The organism is Burkholderia territorii, from assembly GCF_902833055.1.
Lineage (GTDB): Bacteria > Pseudomonadota > Gammaproteobacteria > Burkholderiales > Burkholderiaceae > Burkholderia > Burkholderia territorii.
This window is the reverse complement of sequence record NZ_CADFEJ010000026.1, coordinates 16,961-32,619: the sequence shown is the minus strand read 5'-3', so window position 1 is coordinate 32,619 and position 15,659 is coordinate 16,961. Positions and strand designations below refer to the sequence as shown.

General features: G+C 67.1%; 11 protein-coding genes. 6 read left to right on the top strand and 5 right to left on the bottom strand.

What is annotated here, in order from left to right; all coding sequences use genetic code 11:
- Window positions 1-231 precede the first annotated feature (231 nt).
- Both HW466_RS28010 and HW466_RS28005 read left to right on the top strand, forming a co-directional pair.
- A complete protein-coding gene (locus tag HW466_RS28010; RefSeq protein ID WP_151005364.1) occupies window positions 232-1,425 on the top strand; it encodes a porin in 1,194 nt (397 codons plus the stop codon).
- A 689-nt stretch (window positions 1,426-2,114) separates the two neighbouring features.
- Complete coding sequence (locus HW466_RS28005) at window positions 2,115-4,037, top strand: SMP-30/gluconolactonase/LRE family protein (RefSeq protein WP_059870533.1); 1,923 nt, start codon at window positions 2,115-2,117, stop codon at window positions 4,035-4,037.
- Between the two features lie 294 nt (window positions 4,038-4,331).
- Here HW466_RS28005 and HW466_RS28000 read toward each other — a convergent pair whose 3' ends face one another.
- Together HW466_RS28000 and HW466_RS27995 are read right to left on the bottom strand one after the other, a co-directional pair.
- Window positions 4,332-5,615 (bottom strand): MFS transporter, encoded by a 1,284-nt coding sequence (locus HW466_RS28000; RefSeq protein ID WP_060346801.1) that lies wholly within the window; start codon window positions 5,613-5,615, stop codon window positions 4,332-4,334.
- 133 nt (window positions 5,616-5,748) lie between these two features.
- Complete coding sequence (locus HW466_RS27995; protein WP_174905881.1) at window positions 5,749-7,212, bottom strand: mannitol dehydrogenase family protein; 1,464 nt, start codon at window positions 7,210-7,212, stop codon at window positions 5,749-5,751.
- Between the two features lie 157 nt (window positions 7,213-7,369).
- Here HW466_RS27995 and HW466_RS27990 point away from each other — a divergent pair, with 157 nt between their 5' ends.
- From HW466_RS27990 to HW466_RS27980, 3 genes are read left to right on the top strand one after another with little or no spacing between them, the layout of a single operon-like run.
- Window positions 7,370-8,101, top strand: a complete 732-nt coding sequence (locus HW466_RS27990; protein WP_059464524.1) for a GntR family transcriptional regulator — start codon at window positions 7,370-7,372, stop codon at window positions 8,099-8,101.
- Window positions 8,102-8,122: 21 nt separating this feature from the next.
- Window positions 8,123-9,331: a D-mannonate dehydratase ManD gene (gene manD / locus HW466_RS27985; protein ID WP_059790940.1), complete on the top strand. Its 1,209-nt coding sequence runs from the start codon at window positions 8,123-8,125 to the stop codon at window positions 9,329-9,331.
- A 29-nt stretch (window positions 9,332-9,360) separates the two neighbouring features.
- Window positions 9,361-10,392, top strand: a complete 1,032-nt coding sequence (locus HW466_RS27980; RefSeq protein WP_151004455.1) for a Zn-dependent oxidoreductase — start codon at window positions 9,361-9,363, stop codon at window positions 10,390-10,392.
- Window positions 10,393-10,463: 71 nt separating this feature from the next.
- On the opposite strand, the gene HW466_RS27975 is transcribed toward HW466_RS27980, so the two are convergent.
- On the bottom strand, window positions 10,464-12,650 hold the full coding sequence (locus HW466_RS27975) for a TonB-dependent siderophore receptor (RefSeq protein ID WP_151004453.1): 2,187 nt from the start codon (window positions 12,648-12,650) through the stop codon (window positions 10,464-10,466).
- A 424-nt stretch (window positions 12,651-13,074) separates the two neighbouring features.
- Here HW466_RS27975 and HW466_RS27970 point away from each other — a divergent pair, with 424 nt between their 5' ends.
- Entirely contained in the window at window positions 13,075-13,521 is a 447-nt protein-coding gene (locus HW466_RS27970; RefSeq protein WP_059848608.1) for a hypothetical protein, read from the top strand.
- 31 nt (window positions 13,522-13,552) lie between these two features.
- Here HW466_RS27970 and HW466_RS27965 read toward each other — a convergent pair whose 3' ends face one another.
- Both HW466_RS27965 and HW466_RS27960 read right to left on the bottom strand, forming a co-directional pair.
- The gene (locus tag HW466_RS27965; protein WP_151004451.1) at window positions 13,553-14,518 is read right to left on the bottom strand and encodes a PDR/VanB family oxidoreductase; all 966 of its coding nucleotides are present in this window, start codon (window positions 14,516-14,518) and stop codon (window positions 13,553-13,555) included.
- Window positions 14,515-15,594 (bottom strand): aromatic ring-hydroxylating oxygenase subunit alpha, encoded by a 1,080-nt coding sequence (locus tag HW466_RS27960; protein ID WP_151004449.1) that lies wholly within the window; start codon window positions 15,592-15,594, stop codon window positions 14,515-14,517. The genes HW466_RS27965 and HW466_RS27960 overlap by 4 nt, the downstream gene beginning before the upstream one ends.
- Between the last annotated feature and the right edge of the window lie 65 nt (window positions 15,595-15,659).

Below are 15,659 nucleotides of genomic sequence, written 5' to 3'. Positions count from 1 at the left end.
ATTATCTCGATTCCTGCAAGAAATTGTTTTCATTATTGCGCTGTCGATCGAAACCGGTTCCAACTACCATGGCGGCCGTGGCGGGCACGCTCGCCGCGACGTCGCGCGCGCGTGTCGCACGCGCGCGTTCCCGTGTGCGGACGCTGCCGGCCTCGCATGCCGGCGGATCTACGGGCCGCACGCGCTACTCGCATAGAACAACGGGTTCACCGCCCGGAGACACTAAAAACCATGAACAAGCAACTGATCGCAGCACCGCTGCTGCTTTCGCTCGCGGGCATCGCATCCGCGCAAAGCTCCGTCACGCTGTACGGCATCGTCGACGCCGGCGTGACCTATCGCAGCAATGAACGGGTCGGCTCGCCGGGCGCCTACACGGGGCATTCGAACGTCGGCCTGACCACCGGCAACCTGTCCGGCAGCCGCTGGGGCATCAAGGGTTCCGAGGATCTCGGCGGCGGGATGCGCGCGCTGTTCGTGCTCGAGAACGGCTTCGACATCACCAACGGCACGTCGGGCCAGGGCGGCCGCCAGTTCGGCCGGCAGGCCTTCGTCGGCGTCGGCAGCACCCGTTACGGCACGGTCACGCTCGGCCGCCAATACACGTCGCTCGACGACTTCGTGAGCCCGGTCGGCCCGTCGTCGTTCATCGGCGGTTTCGGCGCGCACCCGGGCGACATCGACGATCTCGACCAGACCGCGCGCGTCGACAGCTCGATCAAGTACACGAGCGCGAACTACGCGGGCTTCACGTTCGGCGCGCTGTACGGCTTCGGCGGCCAGCCGGGCAGCATGAAGCAGCGCAACACGTGGAGCGTCGGCGCGGCCTACGCGGCGGGGCCGCTGCGCGTGGGCGTCGGCTACGAGCGTTCGGACAACAGCAAGACGGGCGCGACCGACCCGACGGCCGGCAAGTGGCAGAGCACCGACGACGGCCTGTTCAACTCGTCGATCAACGAAGGCTATGCGAGCGTGCAGTCGCAGCAGATCATCGCGACCGGCGCGACGTACGACTTCGGCCCGGCCGTGGTCGGCGTGAACTACAGCAACGTGCAGTACCGCAGCGGTGCCCAGTCGCTGTTCAACGGTCATGCGACCTTCAACGTCGCGGGCGTGTTCACGCGCTGGAACGTGCAGCCGCAGACGCAACTGTTCGCGGGCTACAGCTACACGCGCGGCAGCGACGTCGACGGCATCGACAACCGCGCGCAGTATCACAACGTCACGCTCGGCGCGGTCTACGACCTGTCGAAGCGCACCAGCGTGTACCTGCTCGGCGCGTACCAGCATGCGTCCGGCACGACGCTCGACGCGCTCGGCCGGCCGGTGGCCGCGACCGCATCGGTGTCGGACAAGGCCAATGGCCACTCGTCCGACTCGCGGTCGCAGGCGATTGTCAGCCTCGGCCTGCGCCAGAAGTTCTGACGTCACGTGCGCGACGGGCGGCCTGCGCGTGACGCGGGCCGCCGGTTGAGTCGCGTGCTGCGTATCGATGCCGGTTCCACCGGCAGCGCGCAAGCGACGTCGTCGAGCGGGGCCTGAGGCGCTCGATGGCCGGGACGGCGGCCCGTCGCCCGACAATGCGAGCCGATCCGAGCCCGCTGCACGGCCGGCCGGCGCGCGGCCTTCCTCATCGGCGCTGTCCGCGTCGCTCGTCGCCGCACGCGCGGGACATCTCGATCCTTCTCCTCATCGCATCTTCATCGGCAACGGCATTGCGCCGCGCATTGCCTCGTTTCATATATTCACGATTTGAGCCGGCAATGCGCGGGCTCCGGACATTATTTTTTCTCTTTCATTTTAATTTCGATTTGTAATCATTGAGTCGATTTGCCGGAAATGGAAATTCATTGCGCGTGAATCAGAAAAAATGACGCATTCGCATTGGGTGATCCGGAATAAAGTGCCGGGGATCGAGAGTGACGACAGCACGGTCAGGCGAGGAGGGGCGATGCAGTATCCGAAGCAATGCTTGTCAAGCAAATCAACGTCACGCGGTAAAAGAGTGAAATGAAAAATTCGCAGCGCAATTGAACATGTTTTTGAAAAAATCACCAATATTTCATACGCGGCGAATTAGAGTATCCAAAAGAGATCGTCCGGGAGCATCGTTCATGTTATCGAAACAAATTCGTGCGGCATTGCTTGGATTGTGCATGGCAATGCTGGCGCCGGCCGGTCACGCGCAAGTGCAATACACGACCGACTGGCTCGCGAACACGTTCGGCACGCTCGCCGCGCACGTCGGCAACGGTGCGCGCTCGCTATGGGTCGCGCCCGAAGGCGTGATCTACACGGCGTCGCGCTGGGACGAGAACGCGGGCGGCGTGGCGATCTACCAGAACGGGCAGACGCTCGGCACGATCGGCATCCACGACGAATTCCAGGGTGGCGCGATCACCGGCAACGCGAATTCGCTGTTCGTCGCGCTCGGGTACAACCGCACGTTCGGCAGCGGCTCGGTCGGCCGCTACAACCGCAGCACGAACCAGCGCGACCTGCGCATTCCCGTCAGCACGTGGACGGGCATCCAGTACGCGGATGTGATCACGGGCCTCGCGACGGCCGGCAACCTGCTGTATGCGAGCGATTTCTACGGCAACCGCGTACGCGTCTATACGACGGACGGCGTGTGGCAGCGCGACATCGGCGTGTCGGGCCCCGGCGCGCTGGCGCTCGACGCGGCCGGCAACCTGTGGGTCGCGCGCAAGAGCGCGGGCGTCGTCGCGCAGTTCAGCCCGACCGGCACGGCGATGAGCACGATCCAGATGGCGGCCCGCGCGCGGCCGGCGTCGCTGTATTTCGATGCGCCGAGCGGCCAGTTGCTGGTGGGCGACGAAGGCCCCGACATGAACATCAAGATCTACACGCTCGTGGGGCAGCCCGTGCAGATCGGCACGTTCGGCGTGCAGGGCGGGTATCTCGACACGACCTCGGGCATCAAGGGGCAGGTCGGCGACAAGCGTTTCACGCGCGTCGCGGGCATCGGCAAGGACGCGGCCGGCAACCTGTACGTGCTGAACAACGCATGGGGCGGCGGCTGGGATCTCGGGCGCAACGGCAGCACCGATCTTCATTCGTACAGCCCGACGGGTGCGCTGCAATGGAAACTGCAGGCGCTGAACTTCGAAGGTGCCGCCGCGCCCGATCCGGTGACCGACGGCGCGTTCTTCTACAGCGGCAACAACGTGTACACCGGCACCGCGGGCGGCACGTTCGTCGCGAACACGATCGATCCGTTCAGCTATCCGAAGGACCCGCGGCTCGACATGAACGACTACCAGCGCGGCCAGCATTTCGGCCAGCTCGCGCTGGTGAACGGCACGCGGATGCTCGTCGCGACCGGGCAGAACCCGGGCAACTACAACATCTATCACTTCAACGCGGCGAGCGGCTACATCGCGATTCCGGACGGCTCGATTCCCGGCAAGCCGTTCAACACGACCCTGCAGGTGACGGCCGGTTTCGCGCTCGACGACAACGGCGACGTGTGGGCCGGCCTCGATCGCACCAACAATATTTCGCACTATCCGATGACGGGTTTCGACGCGACCGGGAAACCGACATGGGGCAAGCCGGTGCAGATCCCGATTCCGCGCACCGTGCTGCCGCTCACGCGAATCATCTATCAGGCGGACAGCGACACGATGATCCTCGCGCAGGGCATCGCGGGGACCTGGGACTGGACTGCGATGAACGGGCACATCGAGGTCTATCGCGGCTGGAAGGCCGGCAACACGACCACGCCGAACGTCGCGATCGACCTGACGAGCGCGAATCCGAAATCGATCGCGGCGGCCGGCCACTACCTGTTCGTCGGCTACGTGCACACGGTGCCGAACGTCGACGTGTTCGACCTGAACACCGGCAGCCTCGTGACCACGCTGACGAACTCGAACACGTCGGCGATGGACGTCGGCAACGACGTCGACTCGATGTATGGCATCCGTGCGTACCTGCGCTCGACCGGCGAATACGTGATCACGAAGGACAACTACAACGGGTCGAGCCTCGTCGTGTATCGCTGGCATCCGTGAGCGAGCATGCCGCGCTGCATGAGCCAGCTCGACTTCACATGGCCGTTCACTTCGCGCCCGTCCGTCGAATCGGACGTGTCGTGGAATTGCGCGCGCATGCGCCGCACCGAGCCGGTGAGGCGCGGGTTGCGCGGGCGCTCGTGACGTGTCGATGAAGGTCGGGGGCGCGCGATCGACAGCGGAAATCGCGATATCGGACGGGCGATATTCGACGATCCGACGATGGGCGCAAACGACAGGGCCGCGCGACGCCGACTCGTGCGAGCATCACGCGGCCTTCGTCAGCCGTAACAATCAGTGCGCGGCGCGTTCGTGCAGCACTTCCGACGGCCGTGCGTTGCGCACGAACACGCAGGCCAGTACCGCGCCCGCCAGTGCGATCGCACCGGCCAGCACGAACGCGGACGCGAACGAGCCGCTGCGCTCGACGATGAAGCCGGTCACGGCCGGCCCGATCACGCCGGACAGGCTGCCCATGCAATGCAGGAAGCCGCTGACGCCGCCGACGCGCGCCGGATGCACGACGTCCTGCACGATCGCCCAGTAGATCGCGCCCGTCACGTACAGGAAGAACAGCGATACCGACATCAGCGCGACCGCGCCTTGCGTCGACTGCACGGCGCCCGCGACGGCCACGCACGCGCCGGCGCCGAGCAGGCAGGTGACGAGCACGATCCGGCGCGACAGCAGCAGGTTGCCGGTGAGCCGGTACAGCGCATCCGAGATCGCGCCGCCGCACGCGAGGCCGACGGTGCCGACGAGCCAGGGCACGACGGTGGCGATGCTCATCTCCTTGATGTTCAGATGGTGCGCGCGCACGAGGTAGCTCGGGAACCAGCTCAGGAAGAAGAACAGCACGTAGTTGTAGCTGAAGAACGCTGCGGCCGTCGCGAGGATGCGCGGCTGGCGTACATAGTGCGACAGCGGATGCGCGGGCGTTGCCATGCCGGCGGCGGCCGGGGCGTGGGCAAGCGTTGTCGCGGGCGCATGGCGTGCATCGCCGACCGGCGTGGCCGGACGATCCGACGTCGACATCATCCACACGACGACCCACATGAGCCCGATCGCGCACACGATCCAGAACGCCGGCCGCCAGCCGAACTGCGCGGCCAGCAGGCCGACGATCGGCCCGGCGATCGCGCCGCCGAGCGGGGAGCCGGCACTGAGCAGACCCATCGCGGTGGCGGCGGCGTCGCGCGGCAGCCAGTTGTTGACCATCTTGTTCGCGGCCGAGCACAGCGGCCCTTCGGCCATGCCGAACAGCAGCCGCACGATCAGCAGGCTCACGAAGCCGACGGTGAGCGCGGTCATCCCGCAGAACACCGACCACAGCCCGACCGACAGCACATACACGAGCTTCGGCCCGAGCCGGTCGGACGCGAGCCCGCCGATGAAATTGAACAGTGCGTAGCCGATGAAGAACGTGCTGAACACGAGGCCCATCCGCGCGGCGTCGATGCCGAGATCGGTCTGCACGATCGGCGCGACGATCGACAGCGCGACGCGGTCGAGATAGTTGATGCCGTACACCAGGAACAGCAGGAATACCGTGAACCACGCCTGCGACTTCTGCTTCATCTCCGTCTCCTTCGTGCCGGTGGGCCGGCCGTCATGTTTCGTCTTGTCGATCGTTCGCCGCGTCGTCGCGGCCCTCGGCGGGCAAGGACATTGCCCGGGGCGCGTCGATTGCCGCGAACCGGCAAGCGCTTGTTCAGCGCGTCTGCAATGGCGCGAGCAGCGCGTCGGTGCCGCCCGCGCGCAGCGTCGACAGATGCGCGCCGACGCGCGCGATCAACCCATCGGGCCATGCCGCCGAGCCGGCGAGCACGGCGCTGCCGAGCGCGGCACGCACCGCGCCGGCGGCATCGCCGGCCGCTGACAACGTCGCGCCGAGCGCGGCCGCGCCCGGATCGCCGATCGTGAGCGGTCGGCCCGATTCGTCATGCGCGGTGGCCAGGTAGTGCAGCCACAGCGCGAGCGCGCGTTCCAGGTACGGTCGTTCGGCACCGGCCGCCGCGCTTTCGCGAAGCGCGGGCAGCCAGCGCAGCGGCACCTTCTGCGTGCCGTCCATCGCGATCTGTTCGGTGCGATGGGCGAGCGTCGGATTGCGAAAGCGCTGCACGAGCGTCGCGCAATAGCCGGGCGCGTCGTAGCCGGACGGCACGTCGACGGTCGCGAGCAGGTCGCGCGTCATGACGCCGTCGACGAGTGCCGCGATCGCCGGATCGGCCATCGCGTCGGACACCGTCGCGCGACCGCGCAACTGCCCCGCGTACGCGATCGCCGAATGCGAGCCGTTCAGCAGGCGCAGCTTCATCGTTTCATAGGGCCGCACGTCGCCGACGAGATGCGCGCCGGCGTCTTCCCAGCGCGGGCGCGGGCCGGCGAAGCGATCCTCGATCACCCATTGCGAGAACGGCTCGCAGACGATCGCGGCCGCATCGCGCGCGCCGAGACGCGCGTGCGCCCAGTCGAGCGATTCGGGCGTCGCGGCCGGGACGATTCGGTCGACCATGCTGTTCGGGAAGGCGACGTCATCGCGAATGCGTCGCGCGAGTGCGCGGTCGATGCGTTCCGCGTAGTCGATCAGCAGGGCGCGCAGCGTGTCGCCGTTCGACGTCATGTTGTCGCAGCAGACGACGGTCAGCGGCGCATGGTCCGGCCGCAGACGCAGGCCGGCCGCGATCACGCCGAGCGCGGTGCGTGGCGCGTCGGGCGTCGCGAGATCCTGGCGAATTGCGGGATCGTCGGCATCGAGACCGCCGCCGGGGCGGCGGCAATAGCCTTTTTCGGTGACGGTCAGGCTGACGATCGACACGGCCGGATCGGCGATCAGCGCCAGCAGCGCCGGCAGCGATTCGGGCGCGAACAGCGCGCCGTGCACCGCGCCGACGATGCGCGTGCGCGCGCCGTTGCCGTCGCGTTCGGTCACCGTGTACAGATGATCCTGCGCGGCCAGCAGGTCGACGGTATGACGCCGCCGCAACTCGACGCCCACGATTCCCCAGCGAAGGTCGCCCTGTTCAAGCACCGCGTCCGTATACAGCGCCTGGTGCGCGCGATGGAACGCGCCCAGGCCGAGATGAACGATGCCGGTGCGGACGGCTCGCCGGTCATAACCGGGGCGGCGCGTGTCGGGCGGCGCGGTGCGCAGGAAATCGGGGGCGGATGGCATGGCGGTTGATGACGGTTTGTACCATGGTAGACGGTGAGATGCGTGCAGGTTATTTCGAGTTTCTCCGCGAAGTTATCGGTGTAAACGCTAGATCGCTCGAATTCGATCTGTTCTGTACCATGGTAGACATCGATATCGAGTCGGATCAATCGCGACCATGAGCGAAACGGCAGCACTGGAAGAAGCGGACGTCGTCGTCACGGCGTTGCAGGGGTTCTCGCTGGACGAGAGCCGGTCGTATACGGAACAGGTACATGCGCTGCTGCGCCACGCGATCGTGCGCGGCGCGTTGCCGCCGCGCACCGCGCTGTCGGAGGCGGTGATCTCCACGACGATCAAGGTCAGCCGCACGCCGGTGCGCGAAGCGTTCGCACAGCTTGCCGACGAACGGCTCGTGCAGATCATCCGGAAGGTCGGCACGCTGGTCGCGCCGATTCCCGTGTCGATCCTCGAGGAAGGGCGCTTCGCGCGCAGCACGCTCGAATGCGCGAACCATGTCGAGCTTGCGCAGAAGATCACGCCGGCGCAGCTCGCGGAGCTGTCGCGGATCATCGATGCGCAGCGCGAGGCGGTAGCGGGCGGCGATGTCGAGGCGTTCTTCGAACTCGACGAGGCGATGCACGGCCGGATGTTCGCATTCGCGGGCCGGCCGCACGTATGGGAAATGCTGCAGCCGATGAAGCGCCAGTTCGACCGCGTGCGCTGGCTGCTGCTCGACCGCGTCGAGGATCACGCGCGCCGCGCGCTGCAGGAGCATGAACAGATCCTTGCGCACATCGCGTCGCGCAACATGGCGCTGCTCGGTGCATCGGTCGCCGCGCACGTCGACCGGATCGGCACGCACCTGCCCGATGTGCGCAGCCGCGCGCCCCATTACTTCGTCGACTGAAACGCCCGCAGGAGGAGCGCAGTGAAAATCGAACGCTTGCAGACCATCGTCACGTGTCCGGGCCGGAATTTCGTGACGGTGAAGATCGTGACCGACGAGGGCGTCCACGGCCTCGGCGACGCGACGCTCAACGGGCGCGAGCTCGCGGTGCGCGCGTACCTGGAAGATCACGTGTTCCCGTGCCTCGTCGGCCGCGATCCGCGCAACATCGAGGACATCTGGCAATACCTGTATCGCGGCGCGTACTGGCGGCGCGGGCCGGTGACGATGACGGCGATCGCCGCGATCGACATGGCGCTGTGGGACATCCTCGGCAAGCTCGCGGGCATGCCCGTCTATCAGTTGCTCGGCGGCAAGAGCCGCGACGGCCTGATGGTGTACGGCCATGCGAACGGGCGCGATCACGAAGAGGCGGTCGACGCGGTACGCGCGCATATCGAGGCCGGCTATCGCGCGATTCGCGTGCAGTCGGGCGTGCCCGGACTCGACAAGGTATACGGCGTCGGCAAGACGGCCGGCGCGTACGAGCCCGCCGAAAAGGGTCTGCCGCCCGAGGAGCCGTGGGACACCGCGCTCTACCTGCGCCACACGCCCGAGCTGTTCCGCAAGGTGCGCGACGCGGTCGGCGATGCGCCGCACCTGCTGCACGACGCGCATCACCGCCTGACGCCGATCGAAGCCGCGCGGCTCGGCCGCGATCTCGAGCCGCACCGTCTGTTCTGGCTGGAGGATGCGACGCCGGCCGAGAACCAGGACGCGTTCCGCCTGATTCGCCAGCACACGACGACGCCGCTCGCGGTCGGCGAGGTCTTCAACTCGATCTGGGATTGCAAGGACCTGATCCGCGACCAGCTGATCGACTACATCCGCGCGACCATCGTGCACGCGGGCGGCATCACGCATGTTCGGCGTATCGCCGACTACGCGGCGATGTACCAGGTGCGCACCGGTTTCCACGGCGCGACCGATCTGTCGCCGGTCTGCATGGCGGCGGCCGTGAACTTCGGGCTGTGGGCGCCGAACTTCGGCATCCAGGAGCTGATGCCGCACAGCGCGCTGACCGATGAAGTGTTTCCGCACAACTACCGCTTCGAGGACGGCTATCTCGTGATGGACGACGTGCCGGGCCTCGGCGTCGACATCGACGAGACGCTGGCCGCGAAATATCCGTACGAGCGCGCGTATCTGCCGGTCGCCCGGCTGCGCGACGGTTCGATGTGGAACTGGTGAGCGTCGAAGAGCAGAAGGAGAGAACCGAAATGTTGAGCGTCGTAGTCGATCGTCCGAACAGCATGGCCGTGCGCGAGGTGCCGCTGCCCATGCCCGCCGCCGGCGAAGTGCGCGTGAAGGTGCGCTATGCGGGCATCTGCGGGTCGGACCTGCACATCTTTCACGGCAAGAATCCGTTCGTGTCGTACCCGCGCGTCATCGGCCACGAGTTCGTCGGCACGATCGAGTCGGTCGGCGCGGGCGTCGACGCCGCGCGGCTCGGCGAGACCGTCGCGGTCGATCCGGTGATCAGCTGCGGGCATTGCCACGCGTGCACGATCGGCCGGCGCAACGTGTGCCGGCACCTGACCGTGCTCGGCGTGCACCGCGACGGCGGCTTCAGCGAGTTCACGTGCGTGCCGGCCGGCAATGCGTACCGGATTCCCGACGCGATCGCCGATACCTGCGCGGCGATCGTCGAGCCGTTCGCGGTAGCCGCGAACGCGACGTCGCGCACCGGTGTGCTGCCGGGCGATGTCGCGCTGATCTACGGCGCCGGCACCGTCGGCCTGACGATCCTGCAGGTGCTCAAGCGCGTGTACGGGATTCGCGCATTCATCACCGACCGGCTCGACGCGCGGCTGCAGCTCGCACGCAAGTGCGGCGCGGCGGAGGACGAGGTCATCAATACGAGCGTCGAGTCGCTGCCCGATGCGCTGGAAAGGCGCGGTGTCGACGGCGGCCCGACGCTGATCTTCGATGCGGTCTGCCATCCGTCGATTCTCGAGGAGGCCGTGCGGATCGCCGCGCCGGCAGGCCGGATCGGCGTGCTCGGGTTCTCGTCGGAGCCATCGGCGCTCGTGCAGGCGGAACTGACGAAGAAGGAGCTGACGCTCGCGGCATCGAGGCTGAACTGCGCGATGTTCCCGCAGGTGATCGACTGGATTGCCCGCGGGCTGATCCAGCCGGAGCACATCGTCACGCACAAGGTGGGCTTTCGCGACGTGGCGCAGGCGTTCGACATGGCCGAGCGCAATCCCGAGAAAAGCTGCAAGATCCTGCTCGATTTCGCGGGCGGTTGAAACCGATCGTGTCGACGGCCGGGGCGCGTCGCGCGTGTCGCGCGGCCCCGGCCGCCCGGTGCGAAGATGCGTCAGAACGACACCGTCGTCGTCAGCGTGACGAGCCGCGGCTCGCCGACCGCGACGATCAGATTGCTGTTGCTCGACGGATAGTAGGTCTTGTCGAGCAGGTTCTTCACGTTGAGCTGGATGCGCGTCGGGAACTTGCCGATCGTCGTTTCATACGCCGCGAATGCGTCGACGGTCACATAGCCGGGCAGCGTGAAGCTGTTGGCGGTGTCGCCGGGCCGCGCGCCGACGAGCCGCGCGCCGCCGCCGAAGCGCCAGCGTCCGGGCAGGTTCGCGATCGCGGTGTCGTACACCGCGAACAGGCTGCCGGTATGGCGCGCGACGTTGACGAGCGGCGTGTTGCTGTCGCGATCGTTCGCGTTCGTGTACGCGTAGCTGCCGATCAGGCTCAGGTGGCGCGTGAGCTGCCCCGCGACGTCGAGTTCGATCCCGCGCGAGCGCGCGGTGCCGATCGTCGACGTGATGTCGCCGACCGTGACCGCGACGTTGCGCTTGTCGATCTGGTAGGCCGCGAGCGTGCCGGTGATGCCGGGCTTCAGGCTGAACTTCAGGCCGGCTTCCAGCACGCGGCCGAATTCCGGCGCGAGCGGTGCGGCCACGTTCGACGCGACGTTCGGCTTGAACGAGCGGCTCACGTTCGCGTATGCGGTCAACGACGGCGTAAGCGCATACGCGAGCCCGAACTGCGGCAGCCACACGTTGCCGTGCGAGCGGTCGGCGAACACGAACGGCCGTCCCATCCCCGATTCCTGCTGCCAGTCCTCCCAGCGCAGCCCGCCGACGGCGGTGAGCCGGTCGGTGATCTTCACGGAGTCCTGCACGATCATCGAATACGTGTGGACCTTCGACAGCGAATCGCTCTGCTTCGCGCTCGCGATGCCGCCGGGCGCGAGCAGGCCGTAGACCGGATCGTAGAGATTGAAGCCCTTCGTCGCGGCGCCGCGGATCGTGTCGCCGCGGAAGCTGCGTTGGCGCTCGTATTCGCCGCCGATGTAGAGCGCGTGGTTCATTCCCGCGAGCGTCAGGTTGCCGAGCAGGCCGAGCGTCGCGATCTGGTCGGAGTCGTTGCGCCCGAGATTCGCGTCGGACGTGCGCGACAGCGCGCCGGTCGCGCTGTTGAAGGCGGTCGCGCGGGTAATGTACTGATCGTAGCGGTCGCGGCCCCAGCCGTAGGTGGCGCGCACGCGCCACGCGTCGGAGAAGCGGTGCTCGATGCGCGCGCGCAGCGTTTCCTGGATCCCGCCGCTTTGCGCCCATGCCTCCTCGTAGCGTCGGTAGCGCAGCGCATCGTCGGGACGGCCGTTCACGAGCACGGTGCCGCGATCGAACGGCGTCGTGTAGTCGACGTACTGGTAGCTGATGTCGATCGACGTGTTCGCGTCATGCCACGACAGCGCGGGCGCGATCAGCGCGTTGCGTTCGCGGCCGAAGCTGCGCCAGTAGCGGCTCGTGTCGTATTCGCCGGTGAGCCGGAACGCGAGCGTGCCGCCCGCAACCTGCCCCGGCTTGCCGAGCGGGCCGGTCAGGTCGAACTGTGCATCGCTGCCGCCATGGCTCGTGCGCGACGCCGAGATCGAGCCGCCGAACGTGTCTTCGGGCTTGCGCGTGACGAGATTGATCACGCCGCCCGGGTCCTGCATCCCGTACAGCAGTGAAGCCGGGCCCTTCAGCACTTCGACGCGGTCGATCGTCGCGAGGTAGCTGTGCAGCACCGGCGTGCGCACGCCGTCGACGAGCACGGAGCCGTCGTTGTTCGAGCCGAAGCCGCGCTTGATGAACGCGTCGCGCGTGCCGCCGAGCGTATTGGTCTGCGTCACGCCGCTGATGTTGCCGAGCACGTCGTCGAGCGAGCGCGCCTGCTGGTCCTGCATCACGCTGCTGCTGACCACGGCGACGGATTGCGGAATTTCCTTGAGCGGGCGATCGTCGCCGCCCGCGACGCTGCTGGTGCGCGGCTGGTAGCCGACGGTCGGATCGGTGGCCGCCGATGCGCTGACGCTGATCGTCGGCAGCTCGCGTTCGGGCTCGCGCGACACGGGCGTGGGCGTGGCCGCGGATGCGGATGCCGCCGACGCGGGTTCGGCCTCCGCATGCGCGCCGCTTGCGACGCAAAGGGTGATCAGGGCAGGCAGGCTCGCGCGCCACGGACGCAACGTCCGTGCACGGCGGGGCGATCGACGGGATGGCATGAATCGATGAATGATGGAGTGCTAAGGATGAGGGCGTGGGCCGCAGCGCTTCGCTTGCTGACTCACCGCAGCAGGATGCGCATGATATATGTAATGAGAATCGTTTGCAATTGAAATGCGGCCGATCCGGACCGGGCAACGCGATTGCCGGGGCGCCGGCCGTCTGCTACCGTAGCGCCCAAAATCAGACGCAGTGAAATTCATCGAGAGCCGGGGGCCGCACCATGCCATTTTCCTGTCGCGTCGCGTGCAGCGCGACGTCGCACACCGCCGTCGACCATGCGGGCAGTGACGTGATCGCAGCCGTGTCCCACGATTCGAACGAATAAAGCAACGGCGGCACGATCGTCCGGCGGGGCGCCGGGCAGCCGGCACCGCGCGTTGGTCAACGACATCAACCACGACGTTTGACGGGAGACCACCCTTGAAGAAGATTTCCGCGCCGCTCATGACGGCCGCGCTTGCTGCCTGCGCGATGCTCGCGGGCGTTTGCCAGGACGCGTGCGCCGCATCGGCCGACGAGCCCGCGATCGACGCGCACTACGGGACGGTGATCGAAGCCTATACGCAGAACATGGCCGCCGCGAAGACGAAATACGACGGCAAGCGCCTCGCGTTCGTCGGCGCGGTGATCCGGATGGGCAGCGACCCGGGTGGCACGTACTTCGGTGCGTTGACGACCGATGGCGAACAGTTCGATACGCATTTCGACATGGCGGACCAGCCTGCGTTGAAGCCGAAATTCCCCGGCGGCGAGATCAAGCCGTTCACGGCGTCCGCGAATTTCCGCTTCAGTTGCGTGAACGAAGGTTATATCGACGCGCCGGTGCTGCCGGGGTTGAAGCTCGCGCATTGCCGGCTCGCCGATTGACGCGAGCGATGCGCGATGTCGAGCGATCCGCCTACAGGTCGAGTACCAGCAGATCGCTTCGCGATCGCGAGCAGCACGGCATGAACTGGTCGCCGGCCGCTCGTTCCGCTTCGGTCAGGTAAGAATCGCGGTGCTCGGGCTCGCCTTCGAGCACGCGCGTCATGCAGGTGCCGCATACGCCTTGCTCGCACGACGTGAGCACGTCGATGCCATTGGCCGCCAACGCGGCGGCGACCGTGCATTCGGCCGGCACGTCGATCACCTGCCCGCTGCTCGCGATGCGGACCTGGAATGCGCGATCCGAGCCGGACGATGCAACCTCGCCGCCGAAGAACTCGTAATGCAGCCGCTCGTCGGCCCAATTGCGTTCGCGCGCGGCGTTCAGCACCGCGTCCATGAAGCCGCGCGGGCCGCAGACGTACAGGTGGGTGCCGTCAGGCACCGACGCGAGCACGGCCGGCAGGTCGAGGCGTTGCGCGGGTGCGCCGTCGTCGACGTGCAAGCGCGCGCGGTCGTGGAATCCGGCTGCGTTGATCCGCTCGACGAACGCCATGCGATCGGCCGAGCGCGCGCAGTAATGCATGTCGAAGGGCGTGCCGGACGAGTGCAGCCGTTCCGCCATGCAGAGAATCGGCGTGATACCGATCCCGCCCGCGAGCAACAGGTGGTGCGGCGCGTCGGGCGCGAGCGGAAATTGATTGCGCGGCATGCCGATCCGCACGGTGTCGCCTTGCCGGACCTCGTCGTGAATCGCGCGCGACCCACCGCGGCCTTCGGCGTCGCGCAGCACCGCGATCTGATAGCGATCGCCGTGGTCAGGATGGTTGCACAACGAGTACTGGCGCACGAGGCCGCCCGGCAAATACACGTCGATATGCGCACCGGCGTCGAAGCGCGGCAAGGGCGCGCCGTCGTCGCTGACGAATTCGAAGCCGCAGATGTCGCGCGCTTCCTGCCACTTGCGGGCCACCCGGACCGTCAGCGTCGCGGCGCTCATGACGCCTCCTTGATCTGCGCGACCGGAATGACGGGCCGCTGCGGGCTCGTCGCGTTTTCGTCGGCGAGCAGCCGCTCGATCACCTTGCGCGACAGCACGCCGCCCGCATCGATGTTGAGCTTGAGCAGCTTGCGCTCGGGCCACTGCTCGAGGTTGAGCTGCTGGCGCTCGAGCATGTCGAGATCCTCGGCGAAGATCTTGCCCTGGCCTTCCCGGATCTCGGCGGTCAACGCGTGATCGTCGGGCCGGAAGTTGCGCGCCATCCCCCAGAAGTACCAGATCGACGTGTCCGTCTCCGGCGTGATGAAGTCGACCACGACCGACGACGCCTTCACGTCGGCCGGCGCGTCGTAGCCGCCGTGGCCGGCATGCGCGACGCCCACTTCGATCATCACGTGGCTCGGCGGCGTGAAGCGGCAGATCTGCCAGCGGTCGACCGGCACGTCGTCGGCGAGCCCGTTGCCGCGCAGCGCCATCCGCCAGAACGGCGGCGGCATCACGTTCTCCATGAAGCGGCTCGTGACGACTTCGTCGCCGGTGGCGACGGTCTTCGGCGGCGCTTCGTCGATTTCCTTCTGACCGATGCTCGTTGCATGCACGTAAGTCTCGTGCGTGAGATCCATCAGGTTGTCGATCATCAGCCGGTAGTCGCAGCGGATGTGATACAGGCCGCCGCCGTATGCCCAGGCGGGATCCTCGGCCCACCGCAGCGCGGGCAGCTTGTCGGGATCGGCGGCCGACGCATCGCCGGGCCAGACCCAGATGAATCCGAACCGTTCGACGACGGGGAAGCTGCGGATCGCCGGAAACCCGCCGACGCGCTGGCCCGGCATGCCGGCCGTCTTGCCGTTGCAGCCCATTTCCAGCCCGTGATAGCCGCACACGAGCACGCCGTCGCGCACGAATCCCAGCGACAGCGGTGCGCCGCGGTGCGGGCAGAAGTCCTCGAGCGCCGCGACCCGCCCGTCCGCCGCGCGGTAGAACACCATCGACTCGTTGCAGATCTTGCGGCCCAGCGGCTTGCCGTCGATTTCATCGGGCGTGCACGCGACATACCAAGCGTTCTTGAGAAACACGTTCTTCGTCTCCTTCAGGGCGGCGCCACCGGCGCGCGGCGGTTCTTCATTCCGTGTACTGAATG